Below are 15,977 nucleotides of genomic sequence, written 5' to 3'. Positions count from 1 at the left end.
GGGGCTGGTTTGACCGCCGCAGAACAGGCAGACTGGGCCCATGAAAACGCTTTCTCATGAAGACCCCGCCACCGTTCCGGCCGGCGGGAGCACCAAACCTCCAACGACCTTTGCCGTCATTGGCGGTGGCTACCGGGCAGGCTTCTTCCTCCGTGTAGCCCAGGCCCTTCCGCACCTCTTCCGGGTCTGTGGCGTGGTGGCCAGGCGGGAGGAAAGCCGGACAGCGGTGGAAAGGGAGTGGGGCGTTTGCGCGTACCCCACCCTGGCGGAACTCCTTGACGAGGCGACGCCGGACTTCGCGGTTGTATCCGTCAGTGCAGGCGCAGCCCCGGGTGTCATCGCTGATGCCGCATCGCGGGGTCTCCCCGTGCTGACGGAGACGCCGCCGGCCCCGGACCTCGAGGGGCTCCTGTCCCTGTATCGGCTGGTGGAGGACGGCGCGCGGATCCAGGTTGCCGAGCAATACCACCTGGAACCCCTGCTCTCGGCGCAGATCGCCATCGCCCGCTCGGGCCGGCTGGGCAGCGTTGCAGAGGCCTTCGCCTCGGTCTGCCACGGGTACCACGGGGTCAGCATCCTCAGGCGGCTGCTGGGGATCGGCTTCGAAAACGCCGAGGTGACCGCCCACGAGTTCCGCTCGAGGATGAAGGCCGGACCTGACCGCTCCGGGGATCCGCAGGAAGACCATCTGATCGATGAGGCGCACGTGTCCGCGCGGCTGGACTTCGGCGGCAGGCTGGGCGTCTTCGATTTCACCACCGACCAGTACCGCTCTTGGATCCGCTCCCCGCACGTGCTGGTCCGGGGCGACCGTGGCGAGCTCCGCGATACCGAACTGCGCTACGTGGAGGACTTCCGTACGCCCATGCGCAGCGAGATCCGGCGCATCGGTGCCGGGCATGCCGGCAACCACGAAGGCATGTTTCTCCGCGGTTTGGTGGAGGGCGGGAACTGGCTCTACCGGAACCCGTTCGCGCCCGCCCGGCTCGCCGACGACGAACTTTCCGTCGCCGCGCTGCTGCAGGGCATGGCCGACTACGTCCACGGCGGTCCGGAGGTTTACAGCCTCGCGGAAGCCTGCCACGACCAGTACCTTGCGCTTACCATCCAGCAGTCCGTGGAATCAGGGGAGGGCATCCGGACCAAAACCCAGCCATGGGCCGCCGCCTAGCCCACCGGCTGGAGTGCCGGGAGGTGTCCGCCGATCAGGGCCAGGTTCTGGATCACCGCCAGGCCGAACTGCGCGGCGTCGTTGGTGGACACTGTCAGGGCCTCGTCCACGGGAGAGAGGACATACGGCGGTTCGATCTTCCGCAGCGTGAACGCTTCCCCGTGGTTGAGGTTCTCGCCGCCCTCCGCGAAGCTGTCCCAGGCGCGGCCGGCGAGCTCAGCGTCACCCAGCCGCGCGGCTGCGTAGGCGGAGAGGCGGCTGTGGGCCTGCGTCAGGTAGATGCCCTCCAGCGGCCGGCCCACCTCCCGGGCCTGTACTTCGGGTGTGGCCAGGAAAAGCCGGCAGTACTGCAGCCAGGCGCTTTCAAACGCGGCATCCGGCACCAGGCTGACCAGTTCGCTGCAGATTTCCACCAGCCCGAACACCGCACTTAGGTGCGAGACGCTGATGACTTCGCGGCCGGCGTCGAACCTTCCTTTATCCAGGTCGTACAGCGCTTCGCCCGTGAGGAAGCCGTATTTCAGGGCGCCGATGTCCGCCATGGTGCCCAGCAGGCGGTCCCGTGAGCGCGGGTTGCCCGTGCGTTCCCAGTCGGTCAGCCAGGTGGCGGCCAGCGATCCCCAGTCGGTTCCCAGGCCCACGGCCAGCGCGCTCCGGTCCGGCCGGTACGTGGCGATGTCCGGGCGCACCTTGCGGGTGGGGTCCAGGCCCAGGAAGTTCTGGTCGCTGTCCACGAGCTCGGAGAGCAGGTCGCCGGTGCGTTCGTCCGCCGTCAGGTAGTAGTAGAACCGGCGGTAGGCGGGAGTGCTGATCCGCAGCTGCTTGGCGCTGCAGCCCCAGTGCTGGACGTTGTGCCGGGATCCCAGCCCGCGCCACTCGCCCAGGTGGTAGACGTCCACTTCGCCGGTGTGGCGGGTCATGGCCTCGGCGAAACGGAACACGTCCGCCCGCCCGGACCGCAGGTACATGTACCAGAGCCACAGGTCGGGGGAGAGCTCCGAGTTGTCCCAGGCGTACCCGCCCACGTCGTAGCGCCAGACGTGCCGGTCGGCGTCGTAGGTATGCATCACGTCGCCGTAGTTCCAGAACCCGTACCAGCGGCGCTGCTCCACCTGGCCGGTGTAGAAGTCGAACAGGAAGTCCAGCTTGTCCTCCAGTCCGGCCCGCTCAGGCGTGCTGCGGTCCACGGGCGACCAGTCACCGAACACGCCGGCCGAGTGCAGGTACTGCGGGGTGGCCTGCAGGAGAGGCGGCGTGGAGGTGGCCTCCGCATCAGCGGCAAGGGCAGCGGCGTCCGGAGTGGAGTCGTAGGCGAACAGCGTCAGTTCGTGGGTGCGGGCAATGCCGGCGGGGTTGCCGAATCCCGGTTCGTAGTCCTCGTAGGTGATCTCCAGCCCTTCGAGCTGTTCCTCAAACGTGTCCTGCCCCAGTCCGTCGTGGTAGAACCGCAGATCCATGGGCTGCGCCTCGGGTGAGTACAGCCACGCCGTTACGGCGGCCTGGGCGGTGGCGGCACCCCGGATGTCCAGCTGCCCCGGGTGGGACTGCCAGAAGTTGCGGACGCCGACGCCGAAGCCGCCGCGCGGACCGCTTAGTGAACAGAATCCCGCAGCCCGCGTGCCGCCGGAGATTCCCACCCAGCCGTGGCCCTCGCCGGTCCGTTTGCGGAGCTCGAAGCCGTCCGCGCTCAGCTGGGTCAGGGTGTAGTCGTTCCATGCGGGGATCAGGTGGAGCCGCTTGGACACCAGGTCGCTCCACTCCTCCAGCGGCGGAGTGGCCCGTCCCTCGATCTGGGCGCGACGGACGGCCTCGCCGGGGTCGCGGCGCAGGCCGGTCAGGCCGCGGACCGCCTCGGTGAGGAAACCGCCGTCGGCCCCTGCGATGCGTACATGCCTGTCGTGCAGCTGGCCCTCGAGCGGTACCGTGAACCGGACGCCGAGTCCGGCCAGGAAGTCACGCTCGGCATCGCCGTCCCAGATGAAGGAGTGGACCATCCGCACGCTGCGGGCTCCGGCGTGGAAGTAGAACCGGACTACGAACGGCAGCCAGCTGCGCCCGTCACTGTGGTTATCCGGGCGGTGTGAGCCTTCCAGCCGCACCACCGCGCGTACCGGACCGCTTTGTTCAAGCACGACGGCGGTCACCTCACCCGTGAAGGCCTGCCGGCTGACGCTGCCGGCGGCCTCCGCGACACCGTCCTGGAGCAGGCTGACCAGTTTGCCATCGCGCGCCACCACGGTGCCGGCGCGGGAGAGGGTGGCGAACAGGGATGAGCCGTTTCGGTTGATGACCATGTCCAAGGTGCCGGTGGAGATCGTCATGGCGTCTTCGGTTTCCGTCACGGTGATCTCCTGGGCGGGGGCGGCCTCCGGTGAGGGCCCGGACTCCGGGGAGGCGCCGCCGTCGGACGTTACCCGGTAGTGGGCGGAGGGTGCGTCGACGGCTGGCAGGGCGACGCCGGCCCACTTCAGCGAGCCGTCCGGCCAGGTTGCCAGCGGCCAGGCCTGCGAAGCGACCGGCCGCCCGTCGGCGTCCGAGACGGAGATTTCGCTGACGCCGGCCAGCGAGCCGCGGGCGAAGGGCATGCCCCAGGTGGTGCCGCCGGATAGCCCCGCGGGAGCCACGCCGTCCAGCCAGTTGAGTGCTGCTTCGGTCGTCATTGTCCGTCTCCTTCGAGGGCGCGTGGGTTAACCAGCATGCAGGGCTGCTCTTCACATGCTTGTATCGTTTCAAAACTCCTGCAGAATCCGACCCGTGGCCCGGGGGGTGTTTGTTGGGGATCGGTCGGAAACCGCTTTCCGATCAGTTCTAACAGTACGAAGCAGTGCAAGTCAATGATTTTGGTGGCACCCCTGTGCGCTTATGAGCGTTAGTGTGTGACGCTATGTGCCCGGCTCGGACCCCTGGGTGGCGCCGCGGCCGGCAGTGTCGATGACGCAGAAACGGTTGCCCTCGGGGTCGGCCATGATCACGTAGTCCGCGTCCGCGGGCCGTTTGCTCCACTCGATCCGGGTGGCGCCCAGATCAAGGAGCCGTTGCACTTCGCCGCTCTGGTCCTCGGTGTAGAGGTCCAGGTGGATGCGCGGCGGAATGTGGACCGAGGACGGCACGCGGTCCAGCGAGATGCAGGTGCCCGCGCCGCCCGGCGGCTGCAGGATCACGAAGTCGGCCTCGGGTTCATGCCGCGGCTCGAAGCCCAGGGCGGCCTGCCAGAAGGCCATCTGGGACGGGAGGTCATCAACGCGGATCACGATCGAGCCAATGCTCAGCATCCGGCCAAGCTACACCGACGCAAAGTGGCCCGCAACGCCCTGGGACTGCTTGCCTCCACTAGGCTGGCAGCAAAGAACCCCGGCAGGCCGCGCTGCACTGGCGCCGACCTGCCCGAGCCGACGGAGCTGTTGGAGAACCATGACCCGGAAGATCACTGTCACCCTGCCCGATGCCGTACTTCGCGAATACCTGACGCCGCACCCGGATGTCACGGTGCTGGAGTGGGACTTCTCGGGCGAACCGCCGCAGGCGCAGATCGACATCGTGGTCCCGCCGTACATGGGCGGGACGCGGATCCTGCGGAATCTTGAAGCCGTGGAGACTGCCCTGGTGCAGAGCCAGTCGATCGGGTACGACGGCGTGGCGGATTCGCTCCCGGCCGGCCGGGTCTTTGCCAACGCGGCCGGCGTGCATGAGACCTCCACCGCGGAACTGGTCCTCGCCATGATCCTGGCCAGCCAGCGCGAGTTTCCGCGGCTGATGCGCAACCAGCAGGAGGGCGTCTGGGAAACCCGGCCCACCGCCAGCCTGGCCGACCGCCGCGTTCTCATCGTGGGTTATGGCGGCGTGGGCAAGGCAATTGAGCAGCGGCTCATCCCGTTCGAAACCAGCGTCACCCGGGTGGCCAGCCGGCCGCGGACCGATGAAAACGGCGTCATCCACGGGATCGCCGAACTGCCGGAACTGCTGCCGGAGCACGACATTGTGGTGGTGGGTGTCCCGCTCAGCGACGCCACGATGCACCTTATCGACGACGCCTTCCTGGCAGCAATGCCCGACGGCGCGCTGCTGGTCAACGTGGCCAGGGGCCCGGTGGCGGACACCGAGGCCCTGGTCCGCCACACCGCGTTGGGACGGATCCGCGCCGCGCTGGACGTCACGGACCCCGAGCCGCTGCCGCAGGACCACCCGCTGTGGGGCACCCCCGGCGTCATTATTACCCCGCACGTGGGCGGAGCAAGCTCCGCCATGCGCCCCAGGATGGGCCGGCTGCTGCAGCGGCAGATCGACCTCATGCTGGCCGGGGAACCGCCGGTCAACGTGGTGCTGGGCGGCTGAGCTAGCCCCGGCCGCGCTGCAGACCTGTCAGTAAAGCCTCGCCGGTCTGCCTCCAGATGCCCTGGCCGGCCTTGTCCGCGGAATGCCCGGCCGCGGCTTGGGCCACCAGCCAGTCCCCGAAATGCGTGATGTCCCTGCCGAGGGACGCCGCTACCGCATCGCAGGCAAATCCCACGGCGGCGGACCCGTCACTGAGCCGGACGGATCCCAGGAGCATGGGTTCGGGGAGTTCCGCGAGGAACGATCCCAGTGCGGCCTCGGACAGCAGCCACCGCTCTGCTGCCAGTTCCGCGCCGTCGTTGGAACGGATGACGCCGGGCTTGGGCGGGTGCGTGTCCAGCGCCACCATCCGGTAGCGGGGCGCCAGGGTGACCGGACCCTCCCAGTACGCGCCCCGCCGTTCCAGTTCGTCCACCAGCGGCTGGCCTTTGCGGTGGGCGCCCACCACCACTAGCGGCACGGCCCGCGCACCGGCGGCCACGGGCCACGGCAGCCGTTCTGGGGAGGCAGGGTTAAGTACGGTGCGGCTCGCTGCGGCGCCGGAGGCAAACAGGGCCGGGAGGTCCGGTGTCGCTTCGATCCTGCGGGCGATATCGGCCACCACGCCGTCCTCGAACGTCCTTCCCACGACGGTGAGTCCGAACTGTGCGGCTCCATCGCCTCCTGCGTCTGCGACGGTGCCGGCAGGCACCGCGACTGCACACATATCGAAGAGGTTGCAGAAGTTCGTGTACGTTCCCATCCGCGAGTTAACCCCCATGGGGTCCGCGGCAACCTCTGCCAGCGTCGGATGGAACGGTGTGGTGGGCACGATCAGCGCATCGAATCCCTCAAGCCGGGAAAGGGCTTCGCGCCTCAGCTCCTCCAGTGCCGCAGTGTCGCTCACGTACTGATGGGCGGCCACACGGCCTGCCGCAGTGATGATGCCGGTGACCGTCGGGTCCAGCCCGGCGGCGGTGCCGCGTCCGGACTGGTCACCCGCGATTGCAGCGTCGATGAAGGTTCCGACGGCGGCGTGGCGCTCTGCCACGAGGGCGCCGTCGTACAGCAGCCTTGCCGCCTGGAGGAAGACGTCCAGTTCGATCGGCTCGGCGTCTACGCCGGTGGAGCGCAGCCGTTCGATCTGGGCGCCGAACTCCGCAGCCCACGCCTCCGGCAATGCCGGGAGCGACGCCGGGTAGGCCACCCGCGGCCGGAACGGCGCGGCGAGGCGCACGTCCGCAGGCCATGCCCGCGAGTCTCCGGCCATGATCCCCATGGCGAGTTCGGCGGTAGCCAGGTCGCGGGCCAGGATGGTGGCGGTGTCCCAGGACCGGCAGGCAGGCACCATTCCCGCCGTGGACACCACGTTGAGGGTGGGCTTGATGCCCACAATTCCCTGCAGCCCCGCCGGAACCCGGCCCGAGCCGGCTGTGTCTGTTCCGATGGCAATGTCCACCAGCCCCAGGGCCACAGCCACGGCGGACCCCGAACTGGAGCCGCCCGAGATCCGGTCCGGCCGGCGCGCGTCGCGGACTGCGCCGTACGGGCTGCGGGTTCCCACGAGCCCGGTGGCGAACTGGTCCAGGTTGGTAGAACCCAGCACCAGGGCCCCGGCAGCGCGGAGCCGTGCCACTGCCACGGCATCTTCGGCGGGCTCATAACCGAAACCGGGGCACGCCGCCGTCGTGCTGACTCCGGCGACGTCAACATTGTTCTTGACCGCCAGCAGGAGTCCGGCCAGGGGGAGTCCGCCGGCGGAGGCGTCGTTGTCAATACGTGCGGCCTCGGCCAGCAGCTCGTCGCGGCCGCGCACCTTGATCCAGATCTCCGGCCGGTCAACGGCGTCGATGGCGGCAAGGGCCGCCGTCACACGGCTGGTGGCAGATTCGTTGACGCCGCTCATGCCGCGCTCCCTTCGAGGACAAGCCCGGTTTCGTTCAGATCTGCCGCTCCCAGGACCACCAGCGGCTCGCCGGCCACCACCTGGGATCCGGCGGTGGGCAGGACGCGGTGCACAATCCCGTCGCCGGGTGCGGTGAGCACGGTTTCCATTTTCATGGCTTCGATGGAGACCAGCGGCTGGCCAGCCACCACCTTGTCTCCGGGCGCCACGTCCACCTTCCAGACGCTCGCCGCGAACGGCGAGCTGACCAGGGTTCCGCCGTCGGGAACCACCACTTCCTCTGAAGGCGGGACGACGGCGACAGCCTTTTCCGCGCGGTCGAACTCGCCGGCGTCTTCCCAGGCCGTGCGTTCGATGGCGAAGGCTTTCTCCTGCCGTGCCCGGAAAGCGGCGATCGAGTCGCTGTTTTCCTCGAGGAAGTCCTCGTGTTCGGCCAGCGAGAAGGTTCCGTCCTCAATGTCCACGCCCCGGCCCCGGCCGGCCGCCATGTCCGCCCGCATATCCAGGAGTTCCTCCGGGCTGACCGGGTACCAGGAGATCCGGTCGAAGAACCTCAGCAGCCACGGCGAACCGGGCTCGAACGGCGCGGCGGTGGCGTGCCGGGACCAGACCTGCGTGGTGCGGCCGACGAACTGGTAGCCGCCCGGACCCTCCATGCCGTAGATGCACATGTACGCGCCGCCGATGCCCACGGCGTTTTCCGGGGTCCAGGTCCTGGCGGGGTTGTATTTCGTGGTGACCAGGCGGTGCCGCGGATCCAGTGGCGTGGCGACGGGAGCGCCGAGGTAGACGTCGCCCAGCCCCAGCACGAGGTAGTCCGCGTTGAAGACAGTGTCGAAGACGTCATTCACGGAGTCCAGCCCGTTGATGCGGCGGATGAACTCGATGTTCCACGGGCACCAGGGAGCGTCGTCCCGCACGCCCGCCATGTACCGCTCGATTGCCTCACGCGTGGCAGGGTCGTCCCAGGACAGCGGAAGCCTGACGGTGCGGCTCGGAACCACGAGCTCCGAGCTGGCAGGGAGCGCAGTTTCGATCTCCCGCACGATGCCCAGCAGGCGCGCGGTGGGGAGGACCGACGGGTCAGCCTTGACCTGGAGCGACCGGATGCCGGGTGTCAGGTCCACGATGCCGGGAATCCGCAGCTTCTCAAGCTCCTGGTGCAGGGCGTGGACCCGGGCGCGGAGGCCGAGGTCAAGCACCATGTCACCGTATTCCACGAGCAGGTTGTCGTCGCCGGAACGGCGGTACGTCACGGCCGGGCGGCCGTCGCCTCCCGGCACGCGGCCGAGCACGCCGTCGTCGCCGTCGCCGGCTGAACCGGAACGCCCGACGGCGGCAGGGACGTCCGTCCGGACCCTGCCGCTTGCAGGGCTTCCACCGGGGAGGATCAGCTGCTGCCGGGCCGGACCGAGCTCTTTGGCGGACGGTGCCTGGACGGTCTTCACCGGAATGAAGCGGACCGTGTCGCCGGGCCGGAGCTGGCCGAGCTTCCAGCGCTCGCCGGTCACCACGGTGACCGGGCAGACGAATCCGCCGAGGCTGGGCCCGTCCGGGCCGAGCAAGATGGGCGTGTCCCCGGTGAAGTCCAGGGCGCCCACCGAGTAGGCGGTGTCGTGGATGTTGGAGGGGTGCAGGCCGGCCTCGCCGCCGTCGTTGCGTGCCCAGCGCGGCTTCGGGCCGATGAGCCGGACGCCGGTCCTTGCAGAGTTGAAGTGCACCTCGTAGGACGCGGCGAAGAGGTCATTGATGTCCTCACGCTGGAAGAACTCCGGGGCGCCGTGCGGTCCTTCCACCACCATGAGCTCCCACTGAGTGGTCAGCGCCGGGCGGCTTCCGACAGGGACCGGGGCCGGCACAGTATCGGGTGCCGCCCCGGCCACGGTGCGGAGCACATCGCCGGCGCGGAGCACGCGGCCGCCGTGGCCGCCAAACTGGCCGAGGGTGAAGGTGGAGGCGCTGCCGAGGTATTTCGGGATGTCCAGGCCGCCCTCGAAGAGGATGTAGCCGCGCAGTCCGGCACCCTCGGCCGAACCGACGTCGAGCACGCCGCCAGCGGGGACCGTGACGGGTTCCCAGGCCGGAACAGTCTGTCCGTTGACGGTGACGGTCACCTCGGCGCCGGTGACGCAGACGGTGGTGGCGTGGGTGACGCGGAGCGCCGGGCCCGCCATGGTGAACTCGAGTCCGGGCGCCCCCTCGGGGTTGCCCAGGGCCACGTTGCCCAGCCGGAAGGACAGGTCGTCCATGGGGCCGCTCGGCGGCACGCCCACCTGCCAGAGGCCGGTCCGTCCGGGCCAGTCCTGCACGCTGGTTTGCAGGCCGGGGCGCTCCACCGTGATGCGGGGTTCGGGGTCGCCTACGCTGTCCAGCGTGCTGGTGGAGTGCGTGGAGGTGCGGACCACGTCCAGCCCGGTGACGGAGCGCAGCATGCCGAGGTTGGTTTCGATGCCGTCCATCCGGGTTTGCGCGAGGGCGTCTGACAGCGAGTCGAGGGCCTCGTCCCGGCTGGCGCCGAAGGAGATGATCTTGCCCAGGAGGGGGTCGTAGTTGGTGGACACTTCGCTGCCGGTTTCCACCCAGGCGTCAACGCGGACGACGTCGGAGCCCGGGTACTGGGCGTTGGTGACGGTTCCGGCACTGGGCTGGAAGTTGCGGGCCGGGTCTTCGGCGTAGATCCGTGCTTCGACGGCGTGGCCGGTCACCGGAAGGCTGTCCGGGAGGCCGTCCAGCACGGGCCGGCTCTGGGCGAGGTTGAGCATCCATTCCACCAGGTCGACGCCGGTCACGGCTTCCGTGACCGGGTGCTCCACCTGGAGGCGGGCGTTGACTTCGAGGAAGGATGCTTCCTGCCGGACGGGGTCGTAGACGAATTCCACGGTGCCGGCGGAGCGGTAGCCCACGGAGGCGCAGAGTGCACGGGAGCTGCGGTGCAGTTCCTCGCGGAGCCCCGCCGGCAGGTCCGGCGCGGGCGCTTCTTCGAGTACCTTCTGGTGCCGGCGCTGAAGGGAGCAGTCGCGGTCCCCGAGGCTGACCACGCGGCCTTCGCCGTCGCCGAAAATCTGTACCTCGACGTGGCGGGCGTGTTCGATGTAGCGCTCGGCGAAGACGCCGGCCGTGCCGAAGCTCGAGCTGGCGAGCCGGGCCACCCGGGCGTAGTTCTCTGCCAGTTCGGCTTCGGTGCGGCATACGGCCATGCCGATGCCGCCGCCTCCGCCGGTGGCCTTGAGCATCAGCGGGAAGTCGATCGTGGCGGAGGCCGTGATGGCTGCATCGAGGTCCTCGAGCAGTCCCGAGCCGGCGATCATGGGCACTCCGGCGCGCTGGGCGGCGTCCCGGGCGGTGTGCTTGGTGCCGAAGATCCGCAGCTGTTCCGGAGTGGGGCCAACGAAGACGAGCCCGGCGGCTTCCACGGCCTCGGCGAACCCGGCGTCCTCGGACAGGAAGCCGTAGCCGGGGTGGATGGCGCCGGCGCCGGTGGCTGCAGCTGCGGCCAGGATGGCGTCGACCCGGAGGTAGGACTTTTTGGCGGGTGCCGGCCCCAGCAGGACGGCCTCATCGGCGAGGCGCACATGCTTGGCGCCGCGATCCGCCTCGGAGAATACGGCCACGGTGCGCAGGCCGGCCTTCCGGGCCGATTCGATGATCCGGCAGGCGATCTCGCCGCGGTTGGCGATGAGCAGGGTGTCGAAGCGGTTCATCAGGATGCCTCCGGACGGGTTACGATCATGCGCACGGGCGTGGGGTTGAAGCCGTTGCACGGGTTGTTGATCTGGGGGCAGTTCGAGACGAGGACCAGGGTGTCCGCCTCGGCGCGGAGTGCCACGCGTTTGCCGGGAGCGGAGAGCCCGTCCACGATGCCGAGCGCACCGTCGGGGTCCACGGGTACGTTCATGAACCAGTTGATGTTGGAGACGAGGTCCCGCTTTCCGAGGCCCCATTTGGAGCCTTCGATGAGGAAGTTCTCCACGCAGGCATGCTGTTCGTGCGTGTGCTGGCCGTAGCGCAGGGTGTTCGATTCCTGTGAGCAGGCGCCGCCGATGGTGTCGTGGACACCGACTTCATCGGCCACAACCGTCATGAGGGCTTCGCCGCTGTCCGCCCGCAGCACGGATCCGGTGGTGAGGACGATGGAGCGCTGCGCGGCGATGGTTGCGGCGGCGGAGTAGCGCGTGGCGGTGTCACTTGCCGCGTAGAGGAGGCAGTCCACGGCCTGGTTGCCTTCAAGGTCCACGATGGTGAGGACGTCCCCGGCTTCCACCACGGCGGACCACGGACCGCGGGCTTCGACGTATTCGTCGAGGACGACGTGTCCCGGGAGCAGGGCGGCGGCTGCGGCGTCAGGCTGGAAAGCGAGCGTGCTGGTGTTCATGCGGAAGTCCTTGCGGTGAAGTCGAGTTCAGTGTTCTGGAGGGCAAGCAGGTGCTCGGGGCCGGGGGCAAATCCAAGGTTGCCGGTGGCAAGGGCCGCGAGGCCTTCGGGCGCCCGCCACGCAACGATGTCCACAGTGCTTCCGGTGAAGTCCGGACGCGGGTCCAGCGGGTGGGCCGTGTTGGCCAGCACCAGGACAGCGTCCATGTGCAGGAGGAGTTCGACGGCGGTGCCGGCACCGGCGCCGCCGGTGAACCGGATGGTGCCGTCCGCGTCCACGGCGGTGCCCTTGAAGAAGGAGATCGACGGCGGCACTTCCCGCTGGCTGATGCCGTGCTTGAGGGCGCCGAGGGTCAGCAGTTCGCGGCCCGCGGGCGAGGCGCTGTGCGCGGAGCCTGAACCGTATTTGGCCTGGTTGCCCGCGAGGCTGGTGGTTCCGGTGAGGGCGTCATGCCTGCCGGAGGAATCGGCCACGAGGCTCGCCATCAACCGGCCGGCATCGGAGAGCAGCGGATGGCCCGGCCCGAGATAGGCCTGCCACGGGACCTTCACGGTGTCCGCGACGTTAATCCGCTCGTGGCTCGCACCGGCCCGGAAGAGCACGGCGTGGACGCAGGCGTCGCCGTCGATATCGGTCAGGCGGATCCTGGTTCCGCGGGCCAGTTCCAGGTGGGTGTACCGCCCGAACGCGAGCGATTCTGCCCAAGTGAGTGAGGCGGCGGCTCCCGCCGGCAGGCCCGCCGTGAGGCGTTCGGGTGCTTCGGCCGCAGGCACGTGGATCATGGTGGCGGCAGTCCGTCCGTGCTGGGCCCGGGCGTGCGCGCGCGCACCGGCCGTGGTGGCGGTCCCGGCAGGGGCGGTTCCGGCGGCGGGCTGAGCGGATTCGAGGGTCTGTGTCATGTCAGTCATTCCTTGGCGGTGGGGGGCTGTGGCGGTGGGCATCAGTCGTGGGTGCCTAGGCTGCGGGCATGTCGGCGGGCTTGCGGCTGCGCACCCAGATACCCAGGAGCAGCACGGCCCCGACCATGAGGGGTGCGGAGAACAGCAGGAGTCCGTTTTCGCCGCTGGGGTCGTAGACCTCGGGACGCGGCCAGGCGAGATTTACCACCATCACGGCGCCGTAGAGAACGGCCAGGATGTTGACGGGGAGCCCCCAGCGTCCCAGCGAGAACAGTCCCGCCGGCATGGTCTGGCCCACCCGGTCCCAGTCTCCGCGCAGGCGGCTGAGCAGCTGAGGAACAGTGACCAGGAGGTATGCCAGGTACACCATGACGATGCAGACGCTGCAGAGCGTGGTGAACAGGGCGGCGTTGCCGATGTTGATGGCGAGGACGCCGACGGCGAGGCCGCCGATGGCGATGGACGGCCACATCGGCGTGCCGCGCTCCGGGTGGACCGAGGACAGAAGCGCGGAGGCGGGCAGTTTGCCGTCGCGGGCCATCGAGAACACCAGGCGGGATCCCGCCGTCTGGATGGCCAGGGTGCAGACGAAGATCGCGACGGCGACATCCACCAGGAGGACCTTGCCCCAGAAGGTTCCCAGGACGGCGGTGAGCACATAGGGCAGGCCCTCTGCGGCGAGGCGTCCGTCGTCGAGGCTGGGGGCGGCCATGAGTGCGGTGATGATCATGAGTCCGCCGCCGATACCGGAAATGACCAGGGCCGAAAGGATGGTGCGGGGTGCGGTCCGGCGCGGGTCTTTCGTCTCTTCCGAGAGCTCCCCGGCGGAGTTGAAACCGACCATGACGTAGGCGGCCATGAGGCCGGAGACGAGGAACGCGCCCACGGCCCCGAGGTCCGAGCCGGCCACCACGCTGACGTCCGCCACTACCTCGGGTCCGCGCTGGGCGGCGGAAATCAGGGCGAGGATGACGGCGGCGACGCCGACGATTTCGCAGGTCACGCCGATGGAGTTGACGTGCGACATGAGCTTGACGCCCAGGCAGTTGATCACCGTGGTGACCACGAGGAGTGCGGCCCCGAGGACTACGGCGTTGGCGGCGCCGGTGACGGTGGCCAATGCGGGATCGCCGCCGACAATCTGGAAGCCGTCCCACAGCTGCGGGAGGACCACCTGGAGTGCGATGGCGGCCGCGGCCGCAGTGACAACCTGGGCGATCGCCATGAACCAGCCCGCGAACCAGCCCACCACTTCGCCGCCCATGCGGCGGGACCACTGGTAGACGGCGCCGGACAGAGGGTAGCGGGCGGCGAGTTCGGCGAAGTTCAGGGCAACGAGCAGCTGGCCGACCAGCACCACCGGCCAGGTCCAGAAGAACGCGGGTCCGGCAAAGGAGTACCCGAAGGCAAAGAGCTGGAAGATCGTGGTCAGGATGGAAACGAACGAGAATCCTGCGGCGAAGGAAGCGTAGCGGCCAAGTTTGCGGTGCAAGGACGGCTGGTAGCCGAGCGAGGTCAGGTCTGCATCGTCTGCGTGGGCGGACGCCGTCGAAATGGTGGAAGTCATCGGTTTCTCCGTGTCTGGAACGGGGGCTGGTGACCACATCTGGGTAGCCACTGGATGGGCCCCTCCCGAAATACCGGTCACTTGATAGTTTTCCAGCGCAGTGTCCCCGTTCCGTTTCGCCCGTGTAAAAGCTGGATTTCGAGGTGTTTCGGTTCGGTGAACAAAAACTCACCGTTACCCCGGCGTCCAACGGCAGGGCATCCGGCAGCCGCCTGCGGTGTAAGAATGTGGGGTGACTTCAGCCGGACCGGGACGACCCCGCAAGCAGCAGCCAGTGCGCCCGGGGGCCACCGCCCGGGACGAAATCCTCGATGCGGCCGCCGAACTCTTTACGGGCCAGGGCTTCGCGAACACTTCCACGAGGGCGATCGCCGATGCCGTGGGCATGCGCCAGTCGTCGCTCTACCATCACTTCGGCACCAAGGATGACATCCTCGGCGAGCTGCTGAAGGGCACCGTGGCCGGTGGCCTGGACTTCGCGAGGGCCGTCTGCGCAGCTCCCCGCCCGGCCGGTGCAGTGGCGGCGGCCGCGGCGCTCCATTCAGTCGCGCTCTATGACGGCGGCCTGCTGTGCAGTGCACGGTGGAACCTCGGCATCCTGTACCACCTGCCGGAAGCGCGCGCCGAGCGTTTCGAGCCGTTCATGGCGGACAGGCGGGAGCTGCGGCAGCGGTACCAGGACCTGGGCCAAAAGGTGGAGGAGCTCCTTCCGGCGGCCGGCGGTCCCGGCAGCGCGCCGCTCGGTGAGCTGGCATTCCGCCTGGTTGAGTCCCTGATCAACCTTCGCGCTGACGGGCTCGCGGACAGTGCGTCACCTTCCCAGACGGCCGATGCCGCCGTCGTGCTGGCCGGACTTTCGGCCGAACTGCCCGGGATTCGCGAACTCAGCAGGGAACTGATCGCGCAACACGGGCGCTAGAAGAGCGGGCTGAGGAAGATCATGGAGAAAAGGCCGACGAAGGCGGCGAGCACCCACAACATGCGCCGCCGCCGCGCCCGGTCCACGTGGTCCCGGAGAGCGTCGAAGCGGTCCTGCAGTTCAACTGGATCTGCTTGAAGCCCGGGATTCCGATGCCACGTTCGAGGCAGCCGGGCTGCTGACGCAATCCTGAAAACCTGATCGGCGCTCAGCGCCGGTCGCAGCCCACGGAGCCAGCGCAGTATCTGCCGGTCAGACAGCACCTGGGCGCCTTCAGGTGCTTTCTTGATGGTCAGGTTCTTGGGTGCAATGATCACCACCACCCCGCTAACCTCCACCGGGATGCCGGACGCCGCGCTTAACAGCTTGCCCGCCCGGGCTGCCTCATGTGCTGCATTGGGTATGTGACGCTGCCGCTGCCCTGCCACCATAAGCGTCCGCCCCGCGACCCACACAGATTGGTCGGAATGGTTCTTGGTATTGACAGTGAAAACCCCGGCCGGACCGATCAGCACGTGGTCGATATCTGAGGTTCCCGCGCCCACAGGAATAGCGTGGAGGACGGTCCATTCGGGGCCAAGCCCGGCGAGCAACCTTCCCACCGCCACTTCGCCAAGGGCACCCCGGTACCAAGGGCGGGCCTCGGCGCTGAGCGGATCGGCGCCGAATATCCGTCCCAACAGTGAACGGTCGGCCTCTTGTCCCTGGACGTCCAGAAGCTTGGCGATGACTTCCTGCCCCGGTACGCGGTTGCTCAGCTCATGCATGCGCCGAGCATAAGCCTCCGCTCCGGCACAGCCGGTTTCGGCACGCGGTCACTCTTCCACGGGCG

General features: G+C 68.7%; 11 protein-coding genes. 3 read left to right on the top strand and 8 right to left on the bottom strand.

The window, feature by feature from the left end; genetic code table 11:
• Positions 1 to 40: 40 nt before the first annotated feature.
• On the top strand, positions 41 to 1,171 hold the full coding sequence (locus ARTH_RS18615) for a Gfo/Idh/MocA family protein (RefSeq protein ID WP_011693499.1): 1,131 nt from the start codon (positions 41 to 43) through the stop codon (positions 1,169 to 1,171).
• On the opposite strand, the gene ARTH_RS18610 is transcribed toward ARTH_RS18615, so the two are convergent.
• Positions 1,168 to 3,831: an exo-rhamnogalacturonan lyase family protein gene (locus tag ARTH_RS18610; protein ID WP_011693498.1), complete on the bottom strand. Its 2,664-nt coding sequence runs from the start codon at positions 3,829 to 3,831 to the stop codon at positions 1,168 to 1,170. The genes ARTH_RS18615 and ARTH_RS18610 overlap by 4 nt on opposite strands.
• A gap of 222 nt (positions 3,832 to 4,053) precedes the next feature.
• Positions 4,054 to 4,443 carry a VOC family protein gene (locus ARTH_RS18605; RefSeq protein WP_011693497.1) on the bottom strand — a complete coding sequence of 130 codons (390 nt, stop codon included), beginning with the start codon at positions 4,441 to 4,443 and terminating at the stop codon, positions 4,054 to 4,056.
• 139 nt (positions 4,444 to 4,582) lie between these two features.
• Here ARTH_RS18605 and ARTH_RS18600 point away from each other — a divergent pair, with 139 nt between their 5' ends.
• Positions 4,583 to 5,503, top strand: coding sequence for a 2-hydroxyacid dehydrogenase (locus tag ARTH_RS18600; RefSeq protein ID WP_011693496.1), 921 nt, complete (start codon positions 4,583 to 4,585; stop codon positions 5,501 to 5,503).
• A 1-nt stretch (position 5,504) separates the two neighbouring features.
• On the opposite strand, the gene atzF is transcribed toward ARTH_RS18600, so the two are convergent.
• From atzF to ARTH_RS18575, 5 genes are read right to left on the bottom strand one after another with little or no spacing between them, the layout of a single operon-like run.
• Positions 5,505 to 7,388 carry an allophanate hydrolase gene (gene atzF / locus ARTH_RS18595; RefSeq protein ID WP_011693495.1) on the bottom strand — a complete coding sequence of 628 codons (1,884 nt, stop codon included), beginning with the start codon at positions 7,386 to 7,388 and terminating at the stop codon, positions 5,505 to 5,507.
• On the bottom strand, positions 7,385 to 11,089 hold the full coding sequence (gene uca / locus ARTH_RS18590) for an urea carboxylase (protein ID WP_011693494.1): 3,705 nt from the start codon (positions 11,087 to 11,089) through the stop codon (positions 7,385 to 7,387). Before uca ends, atzF begins: the two co-directional genes overlap by 4 nt.
• Positions 11,089 to 11,760: an urea amidolyase associated protein UAAP2 gene (locus tag ARTH_RS18585; RefSeq protein WP_011693493.1), complete on the bottom strand. Its 672-nt coding sequence runs from the start codon at positions 11,758 to 11,760 to the stop codon at positions 11,089 to 11,091. The genes uca and ARTH_RS18585 overlap by 1 nt, the downstream gene beginning before the upstream one ends.
• A complete protein-coding gene (locus ARTH_RS18580; protein ID WP_011693492.1) occupies positions 11,757 to 12,659 on the bottom strand; it encodes an urea amidolyase associated protein UAAP1 in 903 nt (300 codons plus the stop codon). The genes ARTH_RS18585 and ARTH_RS18580 overlap by 4 nt, the downstream gene beginning before the upstream one ends.
• A gap of 55 nt (positions 12,660 to 12,714) precedes the next feature.
• Positions 12,715 to 14,226 (bottom strand): amino acid permease, encoded by a 1,512-nt coding sequence (locus ARTH_RS18575; RefSeq protein ID WP_011693491.1) that lies wholly within the window; start codon positions 14,224 to 14,226, stop codon positions 12,715 to 12,717.
• Between the two features lie 232 nt (positions 14,227 to 14,458).
• On the opposite strand from ARTH_RS18575, the gene ARTH_RS18570 reads away from it, so the two are divergent.
• Positions 14,459 to 15,145, top strand: a complete 687-nt coding sequence (locus ARTH_RS18570; RefSeq protein ID WP_011693490.1) for a TetR/AcrR family transcriptional regulator — start codon at positions 14,459 to 14,461, stop codon at positions 15,143 to 15,145.
• Here ARTH_RS18570 and ARTH_RS23235 read toward each other — a convergent pair.
• Complete coding sequence (locus ARTH_RS23235) at positions 15,142 to 15,912, bottom strand: nuclease-related domain-containing protein (RefSeq protein ID WP_011693489.1); 771 nt, start codon at positions 15,910 to 15,912, stop codon at positions 15,142 to 15,144. The two genes, ARTH_RS18570 and ARTH_RS23235, sit on opposite strands and share 4 nt — an antisense overlap.
• Positions 15,913 to 15,977: the final 65 nt, after the last annotated feature.

Origin of the sequence: Arthrobacter sp. FB24, assembly GCF_000196235.1 — a bacterium.
Taxonomy (GTDB): domain Bacteria; phylum Actinomycetota; class Actinomycetes; order Actinomycetales; family Micrococcaceae; genus Arthrobacter.
This window is presented reverse-complemented; position numbering and strand designations above follow the sequence as displayed.